A 23634-nucleotide genomic window follows, 5' to 3' on the forward strand; every position below is an offset into this window, starting at 1 on the left:
GTGATGCTGCTGTTGCTGGGTACCTTCATGGACCTGGCACCGATGATCCTGATCTGCACGCCGATCTTCCTGCCGGTGGCCAAGGCCTATGGCATCGACCCGATCCACTTCGGCCTGGTGCTGGTGCTGACCGGTGGCCTGGGCCTGGTCACGCCGCCGGTGGGCTCGGTGCTGTTCATCGGCACCGCCATCGGCAAGATCAGCGTGGCCGAGAGCATGAAGACGATCTGGCCGTTCTGGCTGGCCGGCCTGGCCGTGCTGCTGGCGGTGACCTTCTTCCCGGGCATGTCGTTGTGGTTGCCCACCCTGCTGCGTAGTTGATGGATACCGGCGTGGGCGGGCCCGGCCTGCCCACGCCCTGGATACCGCGACGGCGCCTGCGCCGGTCGCCTTCACTGTGGAGATGATGATGAACGTGACCCGTACCCTGGCCGCGCTGGCCACCGCATGCCTGCTGGCAGCCGCACCGGCCTGGGCGGCCGACGCACCGGTCCTCGCCAAGCGCGGCATCGAGCACCAGCGCATGGCCGACCTGGGCAATGGCAGCTACCTCAACCCGGTCCTGGCCGGCGATCACCCGGACCCGTCGGTGCTCAAGGACGGTGACGATTACTACCTCACCCTGTCCTCGTTCGATGCCTACCCGGGTCTGCCGATCTGGCACTCGCGCGATCTGGTCAACTGGCAGCCGCTGGGCCACGCCATCACCACCAATGTCGGTGCGATCTGGGCGCCGGACATCATCAAGCACAAGGGTCGCTACTTCATCTACTTCCCGGCCCGCACCGCCGAGGCGCGCAGCAACTTCGTGGTCTGGGCCGACGACATCAAGGGCCCGTGGAGCGAGCCCATCGACATGGGCCTGGCCGGCTACATCGACCCCGGCCATGCCGTGGGCGAGGACGGCAAGCGCTACCTGTTCCTGTCCGGTGGCGACTATGTACAGATCAGCGACGACGGCCTGAGCGTGGTGGGCACGCCCAGGCATGTCTATGACGGCTGGCGTTACCCGGAAAGCTGGGACGTGGAGGCCTACGCCCAGGAAGGCCCGAAGATCAGCCAGCGCAACGGCTGGTACTACATGACCACCGCCGTTGGCGGCACCGCCGGCCCGCCGACCGGGCACATGGTGATCACCGCGCGCTCGCGGTCGATCCATGGCCCGTGGGAAAACGCACCCAACAACCCCATCACCCGCACCGTGAATCGTGACGAGCCGTGGTGGTCGCGTGGCCACGCCACCCTGATCGAAGGTACCGATGGCCGCGCCTGGATGATGTACCACGGGTACGAGAACGGTTATTGGACGCTGGGCCGGCAGATGCTGCTGGAGCCGATCGAGTGGACCGACGATGGTTGGTTTGTCGCCAAGGGCGGCGACCTCGGCCAGCCGCTGGCCAAGCCGTCGGGCCAGGCCGTGGCGCATGGCATGGCGCTGTCCGATGACTTCAAGGGCGGCAAGCTGGGCCCGCAGTGGTCGTTCTTCAACCCGACCCGCGAGGAATACCAGCGCCTGTCCTTCGGCAGTGACGGCATGACCCTGCAGGGCAAGGGCAGCACCCCGCGCGATGCCTCGCCGCTGACCGCTATTGCCGGCGACGTGGCCTATGAGTTCGAGGTGGAGATGGACATCGAGCCGGGTGCCTTCGGCGGCGCCCTGCTGTTCTACAGCGACCGCCTGTATGCCGGCGTGGGCAGCAACGGCGAGCAGTTCATCCTGCACCGCTACGGCGAGGAGCGCCCCACCCGGCCCCAGCCCAGCGCCACCGGTGGCAAGCTGTGGCTGCGGGTGACCAACAACCGTCACATCCTCACCGTACACACGTCCAAGGATGGCAGCAGCTGGCAGAAGTACCCCGTTCAGATGGAAGTGTCCGGCTACCATCACAATGTGGCGGGGAAATTCCTTGCGCTGAAGCCGGCCATCTATGCCGCTGGCAATGGCAAGGTGCATTTCCGCCAGTTCCGCTACCGCGCGCTGGATTGAGCGCGGCCCGATAGAATGCACGTAATGAACGGTTTCAAGGACATGCCCTTGCGCAAGAAAGCCGACGCCGCCGCCACGCCCCAGTCGCTGGGGCGGCCCGCCACCATCAACGACATCGCGCGGCTGTCGGGGGTCTCCAAGAAGACGGTCTCGCGGATCATCAACAACTCGCCGCTGGTGCGCAAAGACACCCGCGACAAGGTTGAGGCCCTGATGCGCGAGGTCGGCTACACGCCCGACCCGCTGGCCCGCGGGCTGGCGTTCCGGCGCTCGTTCCTGATCGGCATGGTCTACGACAACCCCACCGCGCAATACGTGGTGGACATGCAGAACGGTGCACTGGACGCCCTGCGTGGCTCCAGCTTCGAGCTGGTGGTGCACCCCTGCGATACCCGCAGCCCGGGCTACATCGAGGGCGTGAAGCGCTTCGTGCAGCAGCAGAAGCTGCACGGCGTGATCCTGGTGCCGCGTGCCTCCGAAGACCAGGCGCTGGCCGACATGCTGGACGAGATCGGCTGCCGCTTCACCCGCATCGCCTCGCTGCCGCTGGATGAAACCTCGCAGATGGTGATCACCCACGACCGTGACGGTGCTGCCGAGGCGGCCGATTACCTGCTGTCGCTGGGCCACCGCGATATCGCCCTGATCACCGGCCCCACCGCTTACCGCTCGGCCCACGAGCGTACCGCCGGCTTCATCGATGCCCTGCAGCGGCGCGGCATCGAGCTGCCCAGCGAGCGCATCATCGAGGCCGGTTACACCTTTGAGTCCGGTGTGGCCGCGGCCGAGAAGCTGCTGCTGGGCAAGCAGCGGCCCACCGCCATCTTCACCGGTAACGACGAAATGGCGGCCGGCGTCTACAAGGTGGCCATGCGCGCCGGCATCAACATCCCGCGCGAGTTGTCGGTGGTCGGTTACGACGACAGCCCGCTGGCCTCGCGGCTGTGGCCATCGCTGACTTCGGTGCGTCGCAATACCCGTGACACCGGGAGAACAGCGGCTGCCATGCTGATCCAGCCGGAGGGCAAGAACGCCCTGCCCCTGGCCAGCGTGCGCCCGCATCTGATCGTGCGCGATTCCTGCCAGCCGCCGCAGGACTGAAGAAACCCAAGTTTTTGTTTTGCAAAGAAAACCGGATATCTTGCAGTGCAAAATGACACCGGTTTCCATAATTGGCTATCATCGCCCGGCAGGCCCGCACTGCAAACCTGGCGGGCCACTGGACAGATGTGTTGACCGGGCCTGACCCGGCGCCATCGCACCGCTGCGGCGCCAACCGCTGACAGCACCATCGAACTACCGCTCTGGGAGAGGAACAGCATGACGAATCCATTCAGTCTCGAAGGCAAGGTCGCCCTGGTAACCGGTGCCAATACCGGTCTGGGCCAGGGCATCGCGCTGGCGCTGGCCGCCGCCGGTGCCGACATTGCCGGCGCCGGCATCGTCCCGGCCGACGAGACCGCCGAGAAGGTGCGCGCACTGGGCCGCCGCTTCCTCAACATCGAAGCGAACCTGATCAGCATCGAGCCGGTTGAGCGTGTGGTTGCCGAAACCATTGCCGGCTTGGGTCGCCTGGACGTCCTGGTCAACAACGCCGGCCTGATCCGTCGCGCCGATGCCGTGGATTTCAGCGAGAAGGACTGGGACGACGTGATGAACGTCAACATCAAGTCCGCGTTCTTCATGAGCCAGGCCGCCGGCAAGCATTTCATCGCCCAGGGCAGCGGCAAGATCATCAACATCGCCTCGATGCTGTCCTTCCAGGGCGGCGTGCGGGTGCCGTCGTATACCGCTTCCAAGAGCGGCATCGCCGGCATCACCCGCCTGCTGGCCAATGAGTGGGCCGGCAAGGGCGTGACCATCAACGCCATCGCCCCGGGTTACATGGCCACCGACAACACCGCACAGCTGCGTGCTGACGAAGACCGCAACAAGGCGATCCTGGACCGCATTCCGGCCGGCCGCTGGGGCAAGCCGGAAGACCTGGGCGGCACCGCGGTGTTCCTGGCCTCGAGCGCGTCGGATTACGTCAACGGCGCGATCATTCCGGTCGATGGTGGCTGGTTGGCGCGTTAAGGATCGAAGGTGGTGAGGCGGAAGCTGAAAGGCAGGTACGAAGCGTAAAGCTGAAAAGCCAGAAGCGCCCTCACCCCTACCCCTCTCCCGCGTGCGGGAGAGGGGAAAGCAAGAGCCGAGGCAGGAGCAGAAGCAACAGCCGAAGCCGAAGCAACAGTCGAAGCAACAGCCGAAGCAAAGGCCAAAGCAAAGGCCAAAGCAAAGGCAGATGCAAAGGCAGATGCAAAGGCAGATGCAAAGGCAAAGGCAGATGCGACAGCCAAAGCGATAGCGAGCGCAGGCAGCCAAGCTGCAGTCGCGAGCAGCACAAATTTCCCTTCTCCCGCATGCGGGAGAAGGTGCCCCGACGGGGCGGATGAGGGGAGCTCTTGCTCCACCCCATCAACAACAACGTTTCCCCCTAATCGAGAGTCACGCAATGAAAATCGCATTGATGCAGGAGTTCAGCCAGGCCGCCAAGAACCCGGTGGTGCTGGAACAGCTCAACACCGTCGCCGCTGCACAGGGCCACGACGTGTTCAACGTCGGCATGGACGGTGACAACGATCACCGCCTGACCTACATCCACCTGGGCATCTGCGCAGCGCTGCTGCTCAACGCCAAGGCCGTGGACTTCGTGGTGGCCGGTTGCGGCACCGGGCAGGGCGCGATGATGTCGCTCAATGCATGGCCGGGCGTGTTCTGCGGCTACTGCATCGAGCCGACCGACGCCTTCCTGTTCGCCCAGGTCAACAGCGGCAATGCGCTGGCCCTGCCGTTCGCCAAGGGCTTTGGCTGGGGCGCGGAAATCAACATCCGCTACATCTTCGAGAAGGCATTTGCCGGTGAGCGCGGCCAGGGTTACCCGGCCGAGCGCAAGGAATCGCAGATGGCCAACGCCGGCATCCTGGCGCAGGTCAAGCAGGGCGCTTCGAAGGACTTCGTTGAAGGCCTGAAGTCCATCGACCAGGAACTGGTCAAGCAGGCTGTCGGCGGCGAGCGCTTCCAGAAGGCGTTCTTCGACAATGCCAAGGACGACGCCATCGTCGCTTACGTGAAGAGTGTGCTGGGCAAGTAAGCCCACGCATGCGGTAGCGCCCTTGCGGGCAGACAAGGGCGCCTGCGGGCGCCTTTGTTGTTTGCGGATATCGATGCACTCGACGACGCATTTGTAATGCCGGATACCGGCCCTTCTCCCCTTGCGGAATGACAACCCGGCAGGATTGCCGGGTTGCACGGCGAAGCCGCCCGCAGTGTGAGGCACATGGATGTGCCGAATGCAGGTGCCCCGAAGGGGCGGAAGAGGGAAGGCGTGCATCGCACGCATGCTTCCTGGTGCTGGAACCCATCAAGCCAGCGATCTTCGATCGCGTCTCCTCTCCCCCAACTCCTCCCCGCAAGGGGAAAGTGGTTTCAAGGCACACAGCAGAGCATGAAGATCCCAGCGCTTTTCCTCATCGTCCTTTGCGCTCTCTTTTCCAGCGCCCACGCCAACGAACCCACCCACCGCGTCTTCATCGCCGCAGACTCCACGGCAGCCAGCTATGGCCCGGAGCGTGCGCCACAAGCCGGCTGGGGCCAGGTGTTGCAGAGCTGGCTCGATGAAAGCCAATGGCAGGTACGCAACCACGCCGTCGGCGGCCGCAGCACCCGCAGCTTCATCAACGAAGGTCGGCTTGCCGCGATCGAAAAGGAATTGCAGCCCGGCGACGTGCTGCTGATCCAGTTCGGCCACAACGATGCCAAGCAGGAAGACGCCACGCGTTACACCGATCCGGACAGTGACTACCCGGCATTCCTCTCACGCTACATCGCCAGCGCACGCGCGAAAGGCGCAACGCCCATCCTGATCACGCCGGTGGCGCGCCTGCTCTATGACTTCGGTGCGCTGCTGGATACGCACGGCCGCTACACGCAGGCGATGAAGCAGGTGGCCACGGAACAGAACGTACAGCTGATCGACCTCAACGCCAGCTCGATGGCATGGATACGCGCGCTGGGCGAGCAGGGCGCCAAGCCCTATTTCATGTTCGTGCCCGAGCAGAACAAGGCTGACGGCACCCACTTCAGCGTGGCCGGCGCAACCGCGGTGGCGTGCCTGGTGATGCGTGGCTGGGTCGGGATCACGCCGCAGCTCAAACCCACGCTCAAGCGCGATATCGACTGCGGTGCGATAGGGGCAGGGCAGGGTGCGGTAGCCGCCACGCCCAGCGCCGCCGCCCCGGCGGTTGCCAGCGCAAAAGCGCAAGCCGGCAATACGCACGGCTCGCAGGTCATCCGCGAGCAGGACATCGGTCGCCAGCAACCGGGCCCACACGGCGGCGCCGGACCGACCACCGCCTACTCGTTCTTTGCCGACGTAAGCGATCTACCCTTCGTCATGCGCAAGCGCGTGCTGCACAAGGGCGCCGGCATCGGCCTGCATCCGCAGCACAAGGACGAGATCTATTACATCGTCAGCGGGCGTGGTCTGTACGTGCTTGATGGCACGCAGTACGAAGTCGGCCCGGGCCACGCCCTGCTGACCCGTAGCGGCAGCACCCACGCCCTGCAGCAGAGCGGCGAAGAGGACCTGGTGGTGATGCTGGCGTATCCGGCGGCAGCCGGCGCACGCTGAGCCTGTTCCGTATGGCCTTGGCGACAGGCAAGGTCGGATCTGCGGGACAGTTGACAGCCCTTCCTGCTGCCCGCAATGTGCCGCCCACAGGGGGGCACGTAGCGCGGATTCCGTCGGCAGTTGGCCGGGGATCGGGAAGGCTGCGGGCAAGTGATGCGGGCGCCGGCAGGTGCCATGTGCACGGCAACTCCTGCGGAATGCACCAAGGATGTTCCGTATCACTTCAAGGGAATGCTCATGAACAAGTTGACGGCAGTTGCCGTATCCGTTTTGTTGCTCAGTGCTGCGCCGGCACAGGCGCAGTCGATACCTGGCTGGAAGGCCTACCGTGCCCAGCAGACCGGGCAGCAGGCCGCGCCTGCGGCCAATGCCGGGCAGGCTCCGGCTGCACCACCGCAGGCGACCGACCCGCAGCCTGCAGCGCTGCCGCAGCCGGCTTACCAGACCGCTGCTGCGCCCTATGCCACGCGCCCGGCGCCCAAGCCGGCGCCGAATGGCGGGCTTTTCGTGGGTGTGCAGGGAGGCAGCGGCTGGGTCTATGAGGATGTCGACCAGCGTGCGGTAGCGGTCAGCGCCGGCTATCGCTGGCAGGCCGGTGACTACAGCCAGGTTGGTATCGAGCTGGGCGCTGGTCGGCTGGACGAAACCACCTGGCGCGACTACGGAATTCCCGAGGTCAAGTTCAACACCATCGGCGCCAACGCGCGCTTCAACTTCGGCAACAGCCCGTGGTTCGGTGTTGCCCGGTTGGGTTACTGGCATGCCCGTAGCCGGGACGGCTGGGACCGCAAGGTCACCGCCGACGGTGCCTACGGCAGTCTGGGCGTAGGCGTGGATCTGGGTCGCCACTTCAACCTGCAGCTGATGTACACCGGCTACACCTATGCGGTGGACAGCTACTACGGCGACGATGAGTACGACATCAATCGTGCCGACACTGTCACCCTCGGCGCCGAAGTCCGCTTCTGAGCACTGATGCCGGTGAAGGCCCAGGTGCCCGCACCGGTGGCGCAGGTCCTCAGGCCACTGCCCATGGCTCCTTCTCCAGGCGCAGGGCCAGGTAGTCGATCAGTGCCTGCACCCGCGCCGGCCGGTGCAGGCCGGGTGGGGTGATGATGTTCAGTGCCAGCGGCTCCACCTTCCAGTCGTCCAGCGCGGTCTGCAGCGTGCCGTCCCGCAGCTGTTCCCAGACCAGGAACTCCGGCTGCAGGGCCAGCCCCAGCCCGGCCTGCAGGGCGGCATCGAAGACCTCAGCGTTATTGGCCTGCAATTGGCGCGGTACGGTCTGCGCGAACTCGCCGTGGCGCGGGTGGCGGAAGCGCCAGGTGTTGCCGCCACGGGTATAGCTGTACTGGAAGCCGCGGTGCCGGGCCAGGTCGCGCGGGTGTTCCGGCCGGCCATGCTGCTGGAAGTAGGACGGCGCCCCCACCAGCAGGATGCGCACCTGGCACAGGCGGCGGGCACGCAGGCTGGAGTCGGCCAGGGTGGAGATGCGCAGTGCCATGTCGAAGCGCTCGGCGACAAGGTCCACCATGCCGTCGCTGAGCTGCAGGTCCAGTTCGACATCGGGATGGTCCAGCATGAAGCCGGGCAGCAGCGGCGCCAGCCGCGACACCCCGAACGACATCGGTGCCGCCAGCCGGATGAGGCCGCGCAGCGCCGCCGAGCGATCGGCCACTTCGGCCTCCACCGCCTCGCCTTCGTCAAGGATGCGCGACGCGCGTTCCAGTGCGGCCTCGCCAGCGGCGGTCAGCGACATGCGCCGCGAGGTGCGGTGGAACAGGCTGGTACCGATGCGTGTCTCCAAGCGGGTGATGGCCTTGGACACCGTGGCCTGTGACAACTGCAGTTCTTCGGCGGCGCGGGCAAACGAGCCGGCTTCGGCCACCTTGGCAAAGATGGCCCAGGCTTCCAGGTCAGGCAGGCGGTTCATGCGGGGCACGCTGGGCAGGGGATGAGGCTCAATCATGTCACATATGGAATGAAAGAATTTCCATTGTTTCCATTCTCAACATGCAAGCCCAAGCCTAGACTGGCCCCCATCGAAACCCCACCCGCACCAGGAGAACGCCATGATTGAACGTCGCCCGTTTGCCAGCCTTGGTGGAGCCAATCATGGTTGGCTCGATGCCAAGCACCATTTTTCCTTTGCCGAGTACCACGACCCCAAGCGCATGAACTGGGGCGCGATGCGGGTCTGGAATGACGACACCATCCAGCCCGGCACCGGCTTCCCGCCGCACCCGCACGCCGAGATGGAAATCATCACCTATGTGCGTGAGGGCGCCATCAGCCACAAGGACGACCAGGGCAACCAGGGCCGTACCGAGGCCGGCGACGTGCAGGTGATGAGCGCCGGCACCGGCATCCGTCATGCCGAATACAATCTGGAGCCGGGTGTCACCCGCATCTTCCAGATCTGGATCTTCCCCGACCAGCGCGGTGGCAAGCCGTCCTGGGGCACCAAGCCCTTCCCCAAGGGCGAGCGCTCGGGCCGCTTCATCACCTTGGCCAGCGGCATGGCGGGCGATGACGATGCCCTGCCGATCCGTGCCAATGCACGTGTTTCCGGTGCCACCCTGAAGGCCGGCGAGAGCACCGAGTACCGCTTCACTGATTCCAGCCGCCACGGCTACCTGGTGCCGAACACCGGCAAGGTGGAAGTGGACGGTGTGCTGCTGGAGGCCCGCGATGGCGCCGCCATCACCGGCGTGGACAGCATCCGCATCACCGCGCTGGAAGACTCGGAGCTGGTGCTGGTCGATACGGCGGCCCTGCAGTAAGCAGAGCCGGGGTCGGCTTCTGGATCCAGCCTGATCTGACCCTTGAGCGGCGAAGGCGCGATTTTTCGCGCCTTTGTCGTCTGCCGGTTGCGCGCACAAACACGCCTGGATGCGGTCCACCGCTGATCAGGTGCCGGCATGGCCGGCAGCGGACGAGGCGATATTGGCCACCGAGCCGCCGTGGTCGGCACTGTTACCTGGACGCACCGCACGGAACGCGTGCTTCATGTCCAATGCGGTGCCGATGATGTTGGACGCGCACACAAGGCGCAGACCGTCGGGCTCACCGCCCTCGTGTAACGCAGGCGCGCTGCCGGGCGTATGCCCGGCGCGGCCAGGGATTCACCGGTTCGCGGCACAGCTACTGGAGCAGGCCGCCGGCCGGGCTCAACCGTAGCGCTGCAGCTGTACAGCTGGCACGTTGCTCCCGCTGTAGCGGAACACCGAGACAGCACTGGCCAGGGCATCGGCCTGTTGCTCCATGGACCGTGCCGCCGCGCTGGCTTCTTCCACCAGCGCGGCGTTCTGCTGGGTGGTTTCGTCCATCTGCACCACGGTGTGGTTGACCTGCTCGATGCCGGCGGACTGTTCCTGCGAGGCGGCAGCGATGCGCGCCATGATCTCGGTGACCTGGCGTACCGAGCGGACGATCTCGTCCATTGTGCTGCCAGCTTCGCCAACCAGGCGGGTGCCGTTGCCTACCTTGTCCACCGAATCACTTATCAGCGCCTTGATCTCCTGCGCGGCGGTGGCCGAGCGCTGTGCCAGCGTGCGCACTTCCGATGCCACCACCGCAAAGCCGCGGCCCTGCTCACCGGCGCGCGCAGCTTCCACCGCGGCGTTCAAGGCCAGGATGTTGGTCTGGAAGGCGATGCCGTCGATCACGCTGATGATTTCGGCGATGCGCTGCGAGGACTGTTCGATGGCGCGCATGGTGTCCACAACATGGTGGACCACCTCGCCTCCGCGTGCGGCGACATCGGCCGCGCCAATCGCCAGCTGGTTGGCATGACGGGCGGAGTCCGCATTCTCCCGCACGGTCGAGGTGAGCTCTTCCATGGACGCGGCGGTTTCCTCCAGGCTGGCGGCCTGCTGCTCGGTGCGGCGCGACAGGTCGTCGTTGCCGCTGGCAATCTCGCGTGCGGCGGTGGTGATGGCCTGGGAACAGTGCTGGATCTGTTCGACGATGCTGGCCAGGCGCTCGGCAGTGAGGTTGGCATCCTGCTTCATCGCCTCGAAATCACCCGCATAGCTGCCTTGCATGCGATGGTCCAGGTTGCCTGCGGCCAGCGCGGCCAGCATGCCGCGCAGTTCGCCGCTGGTACGGGTGACGGTGTCCAGCAACTGGTTGATGCCCAGGGTCAGCGACTGGATGAAGCCCGGTTCCGCCACCGGTGCCAGGCGCTGTTCCAGGTCGCCGGCGGTGGCGGCGGCAACGATATCGGCCACGCTGTTTTCCAGCAGCAGCTCGTGGGTGCGGTCATGCCACTCCACGGCAAAGCCGCTGCGGCTGCCATCGGCGTGGAACACCGGCGTGACTACCTGGCTGAAATGCACCGGCCCGATCTGCACGCGGCCGATATGCTGGCTGCTGAGCTGGTCGAGCAGGGCGCGGATGCGCACCGGGTTGGCATGGAAGCGGTGGATGCTGCTGCCGACCAGCGTGTCCACGTCGAAATCCGGGAACGCCTGACGCAGGGTCTGCTGCTGGTTGCGCAGCAACGCCACCACCGAGCGGTTGACGTAGCGGATGATGTGATCGTTGTCGGCAATCATCATGCCGGTGCGCGAGGCATCCAGCGAGGCACGGATCTGGATGTTCTCCTCGTGCAGGGCCTGCTCCTGCTGCTGGCGTTGTTGCAACTGCGCCTGCACCTGCTGCAGCTTGCCGGCCAGGCTGCCCGCAGCGTAGCGCGTGCTGCCGTCGCCGCCGACGCCGGTGCCGATCACCGAGGCAAGTGCGTGCAGGGTGAGGGGCGGTGCGCCCAATGCCTGTTGCTGGCGATGCAACTGCCAGGCCAGCACCATCACTGCCGGTACACCGGCCGCCAATACCGGCAGCCATTGCCCGGTCCACAGCCCGAGGCCGACCCACAGTGCCGTCAGCGGCAGCGCCACCGGCAACAGCTGGCGGGCAAGGGGACGTGACGGTGAGCCGGCAGGCGAAGGCGGTTGGGAAAGCGGGTGTGGCGACATCGTGGACTCCGGTTCAGCGGCAACGGCAGGAAGGGGGAGCGATGAAAATGGCCGCCCGGCCAGCGGCATGATCTGCGCGTTCATCCCGGCACGGCCGGGCTGCGGCGCGCGATGGGAGCGCCGTGGCAGTCCGGTGCCGGCAAGTGGCGCGCAGGCGCGATCCGGTGCTGGCACCGGTCGCTGGGGTGGGGGCGGGGAACATGCGGTGGTGGGGCGCACAGCACCCGTTGCGGGGCTGCGGGACTTCATCTCGATAACGGCTGTAAACCGGTTATCGGCCGCGCGCGGTGGTCCTGAACCGCGCGGTGGCCTGTTCAGTCGCCGTCGGGCAAACCGGCGATGAAATTCCCGATCACCACGGCAACCTCCGCGGCCTGGTCCATGTGCACATGGTGGTGGCCAGGCAGGGTGTGCAGGCGGCCATCGGCCAGCAGGGCCGCACGGCGGCTGCGCTGTGGTTCCGGAAAGTACGCCTGTGCCGGGGTGGCGTAGATCACCTGCACCGGGCACTGGATGGCGCTGATCACGTCGCAGACCTGTTCGTCGGTCATGCGAACTGCCGTGGGCAGCATCAGGCGGGGATCGCTGCGCCAGCTCCAGCCTCCCTCCACTGGCTTGACCCCGCGCTCGATCAGCAGCCGTGCCGAGGCCTCACCGAGCTGGTTGACCATCATCCGCGCGCGTACCGGTGCGGCCAGGTCGGGGAAAACCCGCAGCTGCTTGTCGCCCAGCTTGAGCATGGCGTCCACGTAGCCGCGCAGGCGCTGCACGGTCTCACCGGCCGGTGCGCTCAGTCCGCCCAGGGCCTCGATCGACACCAGCCCCTGCACCCGCTCGCGGGCCACCGCCGCCACCAGGCTGGCGATGGCCGCACCCATCGAGTGGCCAAGCAACACGAAGCGCTGCCAGCCCAGGGCATCGGCGATGGCCAGTGTCTGCACGATGGCATTGGGTGCGGTATAGGGCGTGGTCAACGGCAGGTGGGCGCTGAGGCCGTGGCCGGGCAGGTCGACCATCACCAGGTCCAGGCCCGGCAGGTGCTCGGCCAGGGGCAGGAAACTGGCCGCGTTGTCCAACCAGCCATGCAGGGCCAGCACCTTCAGGCCACCGGGTTTGCCGGCGCGCAGGCCGGCCACCCGCAGGCCGTCGCAGTCCAGCTCGAACGGAATTGCGTTGGCACTCACTGCGACTGCGCCTGGGCCAGCTGGGCCAGGGCGCTGGCGTGCGCGTCGCTGGCATTGAGGCAGGGGATGTAGCGCATGCGTGCACCGCGCTCGGCAAGGGTGGCGGTGAAGCCCATCTCCACCTCCTCCAGGGTTTCCAGGCAGTCGGTGGCAAAGCCGGGACAGACCACGTCGAGGGTCTTGATGCCGCTCTGTGCCAGTTCCCACAGGCGCGGTTCGGCATAGGGCTGCAGCCAGCGCTCGCGGCCAAAGCGCGATTGATAGGCCAGCTCCCAATCGTCGTCGGCCAGGCCCAGTGCCGCGGCAATGGCGCGGGCGCTGGCTTCACAGCGCTGCGGGTAGGGGTCGCCGGCGTCGGCAAGGCGTTGCGGGATGCCGTGGAAGGAGAACAGCAGCTTGCCGCCGCGGCCATGCGCCTGCCAGTAGCCGGCAATGGAGCTGGCCACCGCCGCCACCCACTGCGGGTGCTCGGCGTAGTCGCGGATGGTCTGCACCCGCACGCCCGGGTTGCGGGCTTGCCACAGCTGCACCTGGTCCTCGATCGAGGCGGTGGTGGTGGTGGAGTACTGCGGATAGAGCGGCAGCACCACGATGCGCTGCATGCCCTCGGCAGCCAACGCGTCCAGCGCAGGCAGCAGCGCGGGTTGGCCGTAGCGCATGGCCTCGCGCACCCGCCAGTGCGGCAGCTGTGCCTGCAGGCCCGCGGCCAGTTGGCGCGTGTAGACCGCCAGCGGCGAGCCGTCCGGCAACCAGACCTGGGCGTATTTATGTGCCGATCGGCCTGCGCGCAGGGGCAGGATCAGCCCATGCAACAGCGGCTTCCACAGCAGCGGGGGAATGGACACCACGCGCGGATCGCCAAGAAATTCAGCGAGATAGCGACGTACCGCGGGGGCGGTGGGGGTATCCGGCGTACCTAGATTGACCGCGAGCAACGCGGTGGTGGGGGCGTTGGACATGGCCATATTCTCGCAGGTGGCTGCGCCCACGGCGACGTCATTGTTCCTATTCCAGCGATAGCCGGGCGCTCCCCCGCTCACTACAGATTCAGAGCGGTGCCCATAATTTCAGGTACTTGCTTTATCTTCCTGTGTATCGACCTACGGAGTTCACCATGCGCCGCCTGCCGTGCCTTGTTCTGCTGTTGTCTGCCGGCCTGTTGTCCGCCAACGCCGTTGCCGGTCCCCAGGAAGACCAGCGTGCCCGCAACGCCGTGCGCGTGCTCAACGAGATCCAGAACATCCCCGAGCAGGCCATTCCCGACAAGTTGCTGGATGAAGGCCGCGCGATCCTGGTCATTCCCGACACGATCAAGGCTGGCCTGGTGATTGGCGGGCGCCGCGGACACGGCCTGATGTCGGTCAAGGCCGCCGATGGCAGCTGGTCCAACCCGGTCTTCGTCAAGCTCACCGGTGGCAGCATCGGCTTCCAGGCGGGCGTGCAATCCTCGGACGTGATCCTGGTGTTCCGCAACGACCGCAGCCTGGACAACATCGTCAACGGCAAATTCACCCTGGGCGCCGATGCTGGCGTGGCCGCCGGCCCGGTCGGGCGCAGTGCCGCCGCTGCCACCGACGGCCAGCTGAAGGCCGAGATATGGTCCTGGTCACGCGCCCGCGGCCTGTTTGCGGGCGTCGCGCTGGACGGTGCGGTGCTGCAGATCGACGACGAGGCCAATCTCGACGCCTATGGCCCCAACACCACCCCGCGCATGATCCTGGAAGGCCGGCTGAGTGCGCCGCCGTCCAGCGACGTGGTCAGCTTCCGTGATCGCCTGGAGGAATCCACCTACTCGGCGCGCGAGAAGCGTGGCACCCAGGGGGGCGTGGCACCGGTGGCCTCCACCGCACCGCGCGCCGATGCGGTCAATGTGGCAGCGCCGGTGCAACCGGCCGCGGATACCGCAACCACCGCACCGATGCTGCCGGCGCCGGCCGAAACGGCACCCCAGCAGGGCTTCCAGCCTGTTTCGGAAGGTGAAATCCGCACCGAAACGCTGGATGGCGGCAACTGACCTTTGGCATAGCGAACCGTTCCGGCGGGTGCGCTATGCTCAACAACCTCCACACAGATAACGCGAGCAGATCATGGGCGGTTTCAGCATCTGGCACTGGTTGGTCGTGCTGGTCATCGTGCTGCTGGTGTTCGGCACCAAGCGGTTGACGAGCGGTGCCAAGGATCTGGGCAGTGCGGTCAAAGAGTTCAAGAAGGGCATGCGTGATGACGACAAGCCGGCTGCACAGCTGAGCGACGAATCACGTGATGGCGACAAGAGCGGCGAGAAGCAGGCCGAGCGCGATCGCGACGCGCGCTGATTCCGGGCGTTCGACGTGTTTGATATCGGCTTCAGCGAACTGCTGCTGATCGCAGTGGTGGCCCTGGTGGTCCTTGGCCCGGAACGCCTGCCCAAGGCAGCGCGCTTTGCCGGGTTGTGGGTACGCCGTGCGCGCAACCAGTGGGATTCGGTGAAGCAGGAGCTCGAGCGCGAGCTGCATGCCGAGGAGCTCAAGCGCAACCTGCAGGATGTGCGGCAGTCGATGCAGCAGGCCGAGGCCGGCCTGCGTGAGCAGGCGCAGCAGGTACATGACGGCGCCGATGCCTTCAAGCGTGAAGTGGAACAGCCGGAAACCGCACCGGAGCGCGTGATCGAGCCGCGCCCGATCCCGCCGGCAGCCACCGACGCGGCGACCGCGGCTGATAGCGGCGACAACAGCGCCGATAACCGCGCGATTCCGTTCGACAGCCTGCAGGTGCCTGCCGATGCACCTGCCGATGCCGTGGAGCGCAAACCGTGAGTGGGCAGGACTTCAACGAAAGCACGCTGGTCGAGCACCTGATCGAGCTGCGTGCGCGGCTGGTACGCGGGCTGCTGGGGCTGGGCGTGGTGCTGCTGGCACTGATGCCTTTCTCGCGCACCCTGTACACGCATCTGGCCACGCCGCTGATCTCGCAGCTGCCGGCCGGGCAGTCGATGATCGCCACCAACCCGGCGGGCGCTTTCTTCGCGCCGCTGAAGCTGACCTTCTTCGCCGCGCTGTTCATTGCCGTGCCGTGGTTGCTCTACCAGGCCTGGGCATTTGTCGCTCCTGGCCTGTATGCGCGCGAGAAACGCCTGGCGGTGCCGTTGCTGGGCTCGGCGGTGGCGCTGTTCTACATCGGCTGTGCCTTTGCCTACTTCCTGGTGTTGCCGGCGGTGTTCCACTTCCTCACCACCTTCCGTCCGGATGTGATCGCCATCACGCCTGATGCCAATGCCTACCTGGATTTCGTGCTGGCCATCTTCTTTGCCTTCGGCGCCAGTTTCGAGCTGCCGGTGGCGATGGTGATCCTGGTGCTGCTGGGTTGGGTGAGTCCGCAGCAACTGCGCGAAGGGCGCGGCTATGCGGTGGTGGGCATCTTCGTGCTGGCTGCGGTACTGACCCCACCGGACGTGGTTTCGCAGCTGATGCTGGCGATACCGATGTGCTTCCTCTATGAACTGGGCATCCATGCGGCGCGATGGTTACAGCCACGTGACCGGGGTACAGCGGCCGCGCCCTGATTCATCAGGCGGGCGAAGGCCAGCAATCTGCGCTATTTTCTCCGGATACAGGCCACTGGGTAGCTCCCGGTGGGCCATGGCGCATCCAGGGGAACCGTCCGCATGACGCAGCAAAAAGACAATTGGCTCAACAACGTGCCCCTGCTGGGGAAAATGCTGGCGGCATTTGCGTTGGTGTTCCTGTGCTTCCTGGCCACCAGCCTGATGAGTTATCGCACCTCCGGCCAGGACGACGATGCGCGGCGCCACGAGGGCGTGCAGATCGAGGTGATCCGCCAGGTCGAGGATGCGATCCAGGCCGTGCGCTTGCAGCAGATCGCCATCCGCAATTACCTGCTAGGCGATGGCGAGGGCCACCTGCAGACCGTGACGAAGGAAAGCGAGCGGCGCGACAACGCACTGGCTGCGGCGCTGGCCGCGGCCGGTACCAGCCCGGTTGCCGAGCAGGTGCGGCGGGCCCAGGTGCAGGCAAGGACCTGGGATAGCGAAGTCACCGCGGTCCTGCGCCCCGCTGCAGATGCGGTGCCACTGAGCCAGGTTGAAAAGCTGCATGCGCTGAGCAATGGCGGCCAGGGCAATACATTGGCCGATGCGCTCAACGAAATCTACGATTCCGAGGTTGCGCAGATGCTGGCCGACCGTGGCCAGATGAGCGCATGGATCGCCCGTGCACACACCATTTCGCTGGTGTTGCTGGTGCTGGGCTTCGTCATCATCGTAGGCACCTTGTGGATGATCTCGCGGCTGGTGGTCAACCCGATCAACCGCCTCACCGACAAGATGACGCGCCTGTCCAACGATGACCTGGACGTGGAGATCAGCGGCCTGGGGCGTGGTGACGAGATCGGCCAGATCGCCCGCGCGCTGGAGGTGTTCCGGCGCAACTCGGTGGCCTCGCGCGATGCCAACTGGGTCAAGCTCAGCGTCGGTGAGGTGGGCGCAGAGCTGCAGACCGCGCAGACCCCGGACGAATACGCGCAGGCCCTGGTGTCGCAGATCGCGCCACGCATCGACGCCGCCATCGGCGTGTTCTTTGCATGGGACGAAAGCGAGAACCTGCTGCGCCTGCAGGGCAGTTACGGCTTCCAGCGGCGCAAGCACCTGGGCCTGCAGTACGGCCTGGGCGATGGCCTGATCGGGCAGGCGGCACTGGAGCGCAAGCGGATCAGCGTGCAGCAGGTGCCGGACGAGTTCTTCGGGGTGCACTCGGCACTGGGCGAGGCGCAGCCGCGCAACCTGGTCGCGGTGCCGCTGTTGCTCAAGGGGCGCCTGCTGGGCGTGTTCGAATTCGGCACCTTTGCCCATTTCACCGCCACCCAGGAAGCCTTTGTCGACAGCGTGCTGCCGACTGTGGCGCTGGGGCTGGACAACATCCGCCGCGCCGACGAGACCCAGCTGCTGCTGGACCACACCCGGGCCCAGGCCGAAGAGCTGCAGCGCTCGCAGACTGCATTGCAGGCGCAGGAAGAAGAACTGCGCGCCACCAACGAGGAGCTGCAGGGCAAGACCGTGGAGCTGGAAGAACAGGCCCAGCGCCTGTCCGCTTCCGAAGAAGAACTGCGCGTGCAGGCCGAGGAGTTGCAGGCCTCCAACGAGGAACTGCGGCAGAAGACCGAGGTGCTCAACGAACAGAAGGAAGTGCTGCAGGTGCTGCAGCGCGAGACCGAGTTCAAGGCGCAGGAGCTTGCACGCGCCAGCCAGTACAAGACCGACTTCCTGGCCAACATGTCGCATGAGCTGCGCACGCCGCTCAACAGCCTGCTGATCCTGTCCAAGGAGCTGGCCGAGAACGAAAGCGGGCACCTGGACGTGGAGGAAGTGGAAGCGGCCGCGGTCATCCACGACTCCGGCTCCAACCTGCTGCGGTTGATCAACGACATCCTGGACCTGTCCAAGATCGAAGCCGGCAAGATGGACGTGCACCGGGAGGAAGTGCGGGTGGACGCGATCACCCGCGAAGTGCTGCGCCACTTCCGCCATATGGCGGTGGAAAACCGTCTGGAGTTCGTCATCGACCTGGACGACAGCGTGCCCGAAACCGTGGTCACCGATCGCTCCAAGCTGCAGCAGGTGCTCAACAACCTGCTGGGCAACGCCTTCAAGTTCACCCGCGAGGGCAAGGTGACGCTGCAACTGGGCATGGCTGACAACGCCTTGCTGACCCGCATCGGCGCGGCCGCGGACGAGCAGCACCTGGCACTGGCGGTGCGCGATACCGGCATCGGTATTCCCGAGGAACGCCTGGATTCCATCTTCGAGGCCTTCGAGCAGGTCGACTCCAGCACCAGCCGGCATTACGGTGGCAGTGGCCTGGGGCTGGCCATTGCCCGCCGCCTGGCACAGCTGCTGGGTGGCCAGCTGGTGGTGGACAGCGAGCAGGACAAGGGCAGCTGCTTCACTCTGGTGCTGCCGATCCTGTCGGCCGCCGCCCATGGCATCAAGGCCGAGGAGGCCTTGCCTGTGACGACGCGGCCGGCGCCGACGCCGGGCCCGGCGCGCGCTGCCACTGCCCAGCTCATTGACTGGATCCCCGACGATCGCCATGCCGTTGCCGCCGGCGAAACGGTGATCCTGACCATCGAGGACGATCCGGCGTTCGCCCGTATCCTGGTCGACCTGATCCGCCGCAAGGGCCACCGCGCGCTGGCCGCGGCCGACGGCGAAAGTGGCCTGGAACTGGCACGCCGGTTCCGCCCCACCGGTATCCTGCTGGACGTGATGCTGCCGGGCATGGACGGCTGGTCGGTGCTGCAGCACCTCAAGCACGACCCGGTGACGGCCGCCATCCCGGTGCACTTCATCTCGGCCGTGGACGAAGCCGCCAAGGGCGTGGCGCTGGGCGCGGTGGGTTACCTGACCAAGCCGGTGGACCGCAAGGCGTTGATCGCCGCCTTCGACCACCTGCTGGATGTGGCCGGCAAGATCGTGCGCAAGCTGCTGCTGGTCGACGACGACCACGATTCACGGCTGGCGCTGACACGCCTGCTGCAGGCCGACAACGTCGAGATCGACCAGGTCGCTTCCGGCGAGGAGGCACTGGAGCGCATTGCCACCCACAGCTACGACTGCATCGTGCTGGACCTCAACCTGGGCGGCATTTCCGGCATCGAGTTCCTGGAGAAGGCCGCCACGCTGGTGGCGGTGCCGCCGGTGGTGATCTATTCCGGCCAGGACCTCAGCCGCGAGGAAAGCCTGAAGCTGCGCCAGTACACCGACAGCATCGTGATCAAGGGCCAGCGTTCGCCCGAACGCCTGCTCGACGAGGTAAGCCTGTTCCTGCACAGCATCGGCTCGCGCGGTGCCAACGCCACTCCGTCCGACGACCAGAACCTGGGCGGGCGCCAGGTGTTGCTGGTCGATGACGACATGCGCAACCTGTTTGCCCTGTCCAAGTCGCTGCGCGCCCGCGGGGTCAACGTGCTGATGGCGCAGGATGGCTACAAGGCACTGCAGCAGCTGGAAGAAAACCCCGCCATCGAACTGGTGCTGATGGACATCATGATGCCGGGCATGGACGGCTACGAAACCACCCGCGAGATCCGCAAGCGCGCCGAATGGGCCAACCTGCCGATCATCGCGGTCACCGCCAAGGCCATGCATGGCGACCGCGACAAGTGCCTGGACGCCGGCGCCAATGATTACCTCACCAAACCGGTGGACCTGGACAAGTTGCTGTCGATGATGCGCGTATGGCTTCAAAAGTAGGCCCGATCACCCCGCCACCCAGCCGTGACGAGATCGACGACATCGAGGTGGATGCCTTCATCCATGCCATGTCGCGACGCCACGGCTATGACTTCAGTGGCTACGCGCCGTCATCATTGAAGCGGCGGGTGCTGCAGCTGGTGCAGACCCTGGACGTGGCGCATGTGGGCGAACTCACCGCGCGCGTGCTGCGCGACGATGAGATGGTGCCGCAGGTGATTGCCAAGCTGTCGGTGCCGGTGTCGGAGATGTTCCGCAACCCGGCGGTGTTCCGGAAGCTGCGCGACGAAGTGTTCCCGGTGCTGGCCTCCTACCCGCAGATCAATATCTGGCAGGCTGGTTGCGCGCATGGCCAGGAGGTCTACTCGCTGGCCATCCTGCTCAAGGAGGCGGGCCTGTACGACCGCTGCCAGATCTACGCCACCGATTTCAGCGACGAGGCCCTGGCCAAGGCCCAGGAAGGTATTTTCCCGATCCGTGATGCAAGGCTGTATTCGGAGAATTACCTGGCGGCCGGTGGCCGCCACACGCTCTCGGACTACTACCATGCCCGCTACGACTTCATGAAGCTGGATGCCCGTTTGCGCGACCGGGTCACCTTTGCCAACCACAATCTGGTCTGCGACGGGGTCTTCTGCGAGGCGCAGCTGATCCTGTGCCGCAATGTGCTGATCTATTTCTCCGATGCGCTGCAGGACCGGGTGCTGGGCCTGTTCCGCAACAGCCTCAGCCGCGGCGGCTTCCTGTGCCTGGGCAACCGCGAATCGATCCGCTTCGCCCCCAGCGCGCGCGATTTTGCCCCGCTGGACGCTGAGCTGCGGCTCTATCGCAACGCCGGTGGCTTGCTGTGAAAACCGCCTCCGGGTTGCCGCCACATGCCATCGTGGTGGGCTGCTCGGCCGGTGGCCTGTCCGCCCTGCACCAGTTGCTGGGTGCGTTTGCCGGGCCTTTGCCGGTGCCGATGGTGGTGGTCTGCCACAGTGGCTCGGAAGACATGCGGGTGTTCTGCGAGCTGCTGGCCAGCCGCAGTGGTCTGTCGGTGGTCGAGGCCGAGGAGCGGCAGCAACCGGAACCTCATCACATTTATGTTGCGCCCTCGGGCTATCATCTGCTGATGGAGCGCAATGGCCGTTTTGCGCTGAGCGTGGATCCCCGGGTGGCTTTTTCCCGCCCTTCGATCGACGTCCTGTTCGAGTCCGCGGCCGAAGTATGGGGGGAACACCTCATTGCCGTGTTGCTGACCGGTGCCAATTCCGATGGCGCCGAGGGCTGCGCGCGCGTGCGGCGTTGTGGTGGCACACTGATCGTGCAGGACCCGGAAACAGCGCAGGTGCCGGTGATGCCGGCCGCTGCACTGGAACTGGCCGGCGCCGACCATTGTCTGCCCTTGCCCGAAATTTCCTTTTTGCTGGAAGCCTTATGTTCGTAGCCAAGCCACCCGCCCTGCAGCGCCCGAAGATCCTGGCGGTGGATGACAATCCGGCCAATCTGCTGGTGATCCGTCGGGTATTGGCCAAGCTGGACGTGGATGTGGTGGAGGCCGCATCGGGCAACGATGCGCTCAAGGCAACCCTGGACGACGAGTTCGCCCTGGTGCTGCTGGACGTCTACATGCCGGACATCAACGGCTTTGAAGTAGCCGAGATCCTGTCGCAGGAAGAAACCACCCGGCAGACCCCGATCATTTTCGTCACCGCCACCTATGCCGACGACGTGCACCGCCTCAAGGGCTATGGTTTCGGCGCGGTCGATTACATGGCCAAGCCGCTGGAAGCGACCATTCTGCTGTCCAAGGTGCAGGTGTTCCTGGAGTTGTACCGCCACCGCGTGGCACTGCGCGATGCATTGAGCGAGTTGTCCGAGCGCAACCGGCAGCTGGAGATCGAGGTCGAGCAGCGCAAGCAGATGGAGCAGGAAATGCGCCACCTGGCCATGCACGACATGCTCACCGGCCTGCCCAACCGTGCCTTGTTCATGGACCGGCTGGAGAGCGCGCACCATCGCGCGCAGCGCAACGGTGGCATCTTCGCCCTGGTGTATGTGGATGTGGACCGCTTCAAGGAGGTCAACGACACCTGGGGCCACGGCGCCGGCGATTCGTTGCTGGTGGAGCTGGCCGCGCGTCTGCGTGGCACCCTGCGCGAGAACGACACGGTCGCCCGCCTCGGCGGCGACGAGTTCGCCCTGGTGCTGGAGGAGCTGGACAACATCGACGACGCCCACCGCCTGCTGGAGCGGGTGGCGCGCGCCCTGCAGGCCCCGCTGTATTACCTGCGCGATGGCGAGGAAGTCACCTTGGCGATCAGTGCCAGTGTTGGCGTAGCGGCCTATCCGGCCGATGGTGCGGAAGTCGATGCGCTGCTGCATGCCGCCGACCAGGCCATGTACCTGACCAAGCGCAGCCGGGAAGAAGCCAGGAGCTAGAAGGCAGGAACTAGACGTTGGGAACCAGAAACGAGTGAGAGCAACAGCAAAGCGGCAGTTCGCGCGCTGTTGCATTTACTCGTTCCTCGCTCCTGGTCCCTCGTTCCTGGCTATTTCATGCTTCGAACACGTGGCCGCTGCTTACCGGCGGCGGGGTGGTGCCGGCCGCATCTGCCGGTGCCAGCATCTGCTTCCATGCCGCATAGACCGCACCGGCGAAGGTGGGCATCAGCACCGCCATCAGCAGCAGCTGTGCCACCGCCAAAGCCGCGGTCTGGCCGGCGATCAGGCCGATGATCAGCGCGACGATCATCACCGCGAAATAGATCGCGAAGATGGCGATGAAGGCCAGCACGAAGAACACCAGCATGGCCGGCAGGTTGTGGATGCTGGCGCGCAGGCTCTGGCGCAGGGCATGCACGCCGCCGGAACGCTCGAACATCACCTGCGGCGGCATCACGAACAGGGCCAGGGTCAGGGCGACGAAGCTGGCCAGCAACAACAACAGCCACAGCAGGATGCGCCCGGCCGGCAGCGTCGCCACCAGCGCCTCGATCTGCGCCGGGTCCGGTTGCGCACCGGACTGGCTGATCTCATTGAGCTTGACCATCACGACCGACAATTGTTGCAGGCCATCGGTGCCGACCAGTACCAGCAGCAGCGTGCCCAGCAGCAGGGCGGCGAACAGCTGTGGCAGCAGGGCCACCAGCAGGTGCGGCGCGCGGCCTTCCTGCACGCCCTGCAGCAGGTGCGAAGGCTTGGCGGCGCGGCCCTGATCGACCTCGCGGATGGCCCACAGCAGGCCGCCCATGAACAGCGGCCCGGCCAGCAACAGCAGCAGCTGCACCACCGTGCCAAGTGCGGGCACCAGCATCGACAGCGACAGCACCAGCGAGGTGCCGACGCCCCACAGGATGCCCAGCGAACCCAGGGCCAGGGGCGCGCGCTTGAGCAGGCCGAAGCCGGTCAGCAGCCATTCCGCGCCGGCCGAGGCAGGTACCTTGCGAATCTCGCTCATTGCAGTTCCGAAACAGGGGAGGGCACCGGTGACAGACCGGCGCTGGGACGATTATCGCCTGAAACCCGGGCGGGGTTATGAGGAACAAGTAACGGTGGGGGGAACAATGAGTCCGCCGCTGCAG

At 65.9% G+C, this 23634-nt stretch carries 21 protein-coding genes; 16 read left to right on the forward strand and 5 right to left on the reverse strand.

The annotated features are described in order from the left end of the window. The 7 genes from B2527_RS10560 to B2527_RS10590 all read left to right on the forward strand — a co-directional run. Positions 1-321 (forward strand): TRAP transporter large permease subunit (locus B2527_RS10560; protein WP_293711716.1); only part of this gene is annotated, 321 nt, incomplete at its 5' end. 88 nt (positions 322-409) lie between these two features. After that, positions 410-1987 (forward strand): family 43 glycosylhydrolase, encoded by a 1578-nt coding sequence (locus tag B2527_RS10565; RefSeq protein ID WP_414717068.1) that lies wholly within the window; start codon positions 410-412, stop codon positions 1985-1987. A 42-nt stretch (positions 1988-2029) separates the two neighbouring features. After that, a complete protein-coding gene (locus tag B2527_RS10570; RefSeq protein WP_293711807.1) occupies positions 2030-3088 on the forward strand; it encodes a LacI family DNA-binding transcriptional regulator in 1059 nt (352 codons plus the stop codon). A gap of 219 nt (positions 3089-3307) precedes the next feature. Then, positions 3308-4063 (forward strand): 2-dehydro-3-deoxy-D-gluconate 5-dehydrogenase KduD, encoded by a 756-nt coding sequence (gene kduD / locus B2527_RS10575; protein WP_293711722.1) that lies wholly within the window; start codon positions 3308-3310, stop codon positions 4061-4063. Positions 4064-4481: 418 nt separating this feature from the next. Then, positions 4482-5120 (forward strand): RpiB/LacA/LacB family sugar-phosphate isomerase, encoded by a 639-nt coding sequence (locus B2527_RS10580; RefSeq protein WP_293711724.1) that lies wholly within the window; start codon positions 4482-4484, stop codon positions 5118-5120. A 354-nt stretch (positions 5121-5474) separates the two neighbouring features. Then, a complete protein-coding gene (locus tag B2527_RS10585) occupies positions 5475-6659 on the forward strand; it encodes a GDSL-type esterase/lipase family protein (RefSeq protein ID WP_293711727.1) in 1185 nt (394 codons plus the stop codon). Between the two features lie 237 nt (positions 6660-6896). Continuing rightward, a complete protein-coding gene (locus tag B2527_RS10590; protein WP_293711730.1) occupies positions 6897-7628 on the forward strand; it encodes an outer membrane beta-barrel protein in 732 nt (243 codons plus the stop codon). A 49-nt stretch (positions 7629-7677) separates the two neighbouring features. On the opposite strand, the gene B2527_RS10595 is transcribed toward B2527_RS10590, so the two are convergent. Continuing rightward, on the reverse strand, positions 7678-8592 hold the full coding sequence (locus tag B2527_RS10595) for a LysR family transcriptional regulator (protein ID WP_293711733.1): 915 nt from the start codon (positions 8590-8592) through the stop codon (positions 7678-7680). A 139-nt stretch (positions 8593-8731) separates the two neighbouring features. Between B2527_RS10595 and B2527_RS10600 the strand changes: the two genes are divergently transcribed. After that, positions 8732-9442: a pirin family protein gene (locus B2527_RS10600; RefSeq protein ID WP_293711736.1), complete on the forward strand. Its 711-nt coding sequence runs from the start codon at positions 8732-8734 to the stop codon at positions 9440-9442. A 387-nt stretch (positions 9443-9829) separates the two neighbouring features. On the opposite strand, the gene B2527_RS10605 is transcribed toward B2527_RS10600, so the two are convergent. The 3 genes from B2527_RS10605 to hemH all read right to left on the reverse strand — a co-directional run bounded on the left by B2527_RS10605 (position 9830) and on the right by hemH (position 13781). Then, positions 9830-11638 carry a methyl-accepting chemotaxis protein gene (locus B2527_RS10605; protein ID WP_293711738.1) on the reverse strand — a complete coding sequence of 603 codons (1809 nt, stop codon included), beginning with the start codon at positions 11636-11638 and terminating at the stop codon, positions 9830-9832. 314 nt (positions 11639-11952) lie between these two features. Further along, positions 11953-12822: an alpha/beta fold hydrolase gene (locus tag B2527_RS10610; protein ID WP_293711740.1), complete on the reverse strand. Its 870-nt coding sequence runs from the start codon at positions 12820-12822 to the stop codon at positions 11953-11955. Further along, a complete protein-coding gene (gene hemH / locus B2527_RS10615; RefSeq protein WP_293711743.1) occupies positions 12819-13781 on the reverse strand; it encodes a ferrochelatase in 963 nt (320 codons plus the stop codon). The genes B2527_RS10610 and hemH overlap by 4 nt, the downstream gene beginning before the upstream one ends. Positions 13782-13936: 155 nt before the next feature. On the opposite strand from hemH, the gene B2527_RS10620 reads away from it, so the two are divergent. The 8 genes from B2527_RS10620 (at position 13937) to B2527_RS10655 (ending at position 22492) form a co-directional block, all read left to right on the forward strand. Continuing rightward, the gene (locus tag B2527_RS10620) at positions 13937-14836 is read left to right on the forward strand and encodes a lipid-binding SYLF domain-containing protein (protein ID WP_293711746.1); all 900 of its coding nucleotides are present in this window, start codon (positions 13937-13939) and stop codon (positions 14834-14836) included. A 73-nt stretch (positions 14837-14909) separates the two neighbouring features. Continuing rightward, on the forward strand, positions 14910-15137 hold the full coding sequence (gene tatA, locus B2527_RS10625) for a Sec-independent protein translocase subunit TatA (RefSeq protein ID WP_293711749.1): 228 nt from the start codon (positions 14910-14912) through the stop codon (positions 15135-15137). A gap of 15 nt (positions 15138-15152) precedes the next feature. After that, entirely contained in the window at positions 15153-15617 is a 465-nt protein-coding gene (gene tatB, locus B2527_RS10630; protein ID WP_293711752.1) for a Sec-independent protein translocase protein TatB, read from the forward strand. Further along, complete coding sequence (tatC, locus tag B2527_RS10635) at positions 15614-16363, forward strand: twin-arginine translocase subunit TatC (protein ID WP_293711755.1); 750 nt, start codon at positions 15614-15616, stop codon at positions 16361-16363. The genes tatB and tatC overlap by 4 nt, the downstream gene beginning before the upstream one ends. Before the next feature lie 102 nt (positions 16364-16465). Then, a complete protein-coding gene (locus B2527_RS10640; RefSeq protein ID WP_293711758.1) occupies positions 16466-20068 on the forward strand; it encodes a response regulator in 3603 nt (1200 codons plus the stop codon). Next, complete coding sequence (locus tag B2527_RS10645; RefSeq protein ID WP_293711761.1) at positions 20053-20919, forward strand: CheR family methyltransferase; 867 nt, start codon at positions 20053-20055, stop codon at positions 20917-20919. The genes B2527_RS10640 and B2527_RS10645 overlap by 16 nt, the downstream gene beginning before the upstream one ends. Then, positions 20916-21497 (forward strand): chemotaxis protein CheB, encoded by a 582-nt coding sequence (locus tag B2527_RS10650; protein WP_293711764.1) that lies wholly within the window; start codon positions 20916-20918, stop codon positions 21495-21497. Before B2527_RS10645 ends, B2527_RS10650 begins: the two co-directional genes overlap by 4 nt. Then, entirely contained in the window at positions 21488-22492 is a 1005-nt protein-coding gene (locus B2527_RS10655; RefSeq protein WP_293711767.1) for a diguanylate cyclase domain-containing protein, read from the forward strand. Before B2527_RS10650 ends, B2527_RS10655 begins: the two co-directional genes overlap by 10 nt. A 115-nt stretch (positions 22493-22607) precedes the next feature. Here the strand turns inward: B2527_RS10655 and B2527_RS10660 are convergent, their stop codons facing one another. Further along, entirely contained in the window at positions 22608-23510 is a 903-nt protein-coding gene (locus B2527_RS10660) for a BPSS1780 family membrane protein (protein WP_293711770.1), read from the reverse strand. Positions 23511-23634: the final 124 nt, after the last annotated feature.

This window comes from Stenotrophomonas sp. UBA7606, assembly GCF_002477705.1.
Lineage (GTDB): Bacteria > Pseudomonadota > Gammaproteobacteria > Xanthomonadales > Xanthomonadaceae > Stenotrophomonas.

Bases quoted from the DNA above. Each gene is read 5' to 3' on its own strand.
- B2527_RS10565 (WP_414717068.1), top strand. From the start codon at position 410: ATGAACGTGACCCGTACCCTGGCCGCGCTGGCCACCGCATGCCTGCTG.
- B2527_RS10570 (WP_293711807.1), top strand. From the start codon at position 2,030: ATGCCCTTGCGCAAGAAAGCCGACGCCGCCGCCACGCCCCAGTCGCTG.
- kduD (WP_293711722.1), top strand. From the start codon at position 3,308: ATGACGAATCCATTCAGTCTCGAAGGCAAGGTCGCCCTGGTAACCGGT.
- B2527_RS10580 (WP_293711724.1), top strand. From the start codon at position 4,482: ATGAAAATCGCATTGATGCAGGAGTTCAGCCAGGCCGCCAAGAACCCG.
- B2527_RS10585 (WP_293711727.1), top strand. From the start codon at position 5,475: ATGAAGATCCCAGCGCTTTTCCTCATCGTCCTTTGCGCTCTCTTTTCC.
- B2527_RS10590 (WP_293711730.1), top strand. From the start codon at position 6,897: ATGAACAAGTTGACGGCAGTTGCCGTATCCGTTTTGTTGCTCAGTGCT.
- B2527_RS10595 (WP_293711733.1), bottom strand. From the start codon at position 8,592: ATGAACCGCCTGCCTGACCTGGAAGCCTGGGCCATCTTTGCCAAGGTG.
- B2527_RS10600 (WP_293711736.1), top strand. From the start codon at position 8,732: ATGATTGAACGTCGCCCGTTTGCCAGCCTTGGTGGAGCCAATCATGGT.
- B2527_RS10605 (WP_293711738.1), bottom strand. From the start codon at position 11,638: ATGTCGCCACACCCGCTTTCCCAACCGCCTTCGCCTGCCGGCTCACCG.
- hemH (WP_293711743.1), bottom strand. From the start codon at position 13,781: ATGTCCAACGCCCCCACCACCGCGTTGCTCGCGGTCAATCTAGGTACG.
- B2527_RS10620 (WP_293711746.1), top strand. From the start codon at position 13,937: ATGCGCCGCCTGCCGTGCCTTGTTCTGCTGTTGTCTGCCGGCCTGTTG.
- tatA (WP_293711749.1), top strand. From the start codon at position 14,910: ATGGGCGGTTTCAGCATCTGGCACTGGTTGGTCGTGCTGGTCATCGTG.
- B2527_RS10640 (WP_293711758.1), top strand. From the start codon at position 16,466: ATGACGCAGCAAAAAGACAATTGGCTCAACAACGTGCCCCTGCTGGGG.
- B2527_RS10645 (WP_293711761.1), top strand. From the start codon at position 20,053: ATGGCTTCAAAAGTAGGCCCGATCACCCCGCCACCCAGCCGTGACGAG.
- B2527_RS10655 (WP_293711767.1), top strand. From the start codon at position 21,488: ATGTTCGTAGCCAAGCCACCCGCCCTGCAGCGCCCGAAGATCCTGGCG.
- B2527_RS10660 (WP_293711770.1), bottom strand. From the start codon at position 23,510: ATGAGCGAGATTCGCAAGGTACCTGCCTCGGCCGGCGCGGAATGGCTG.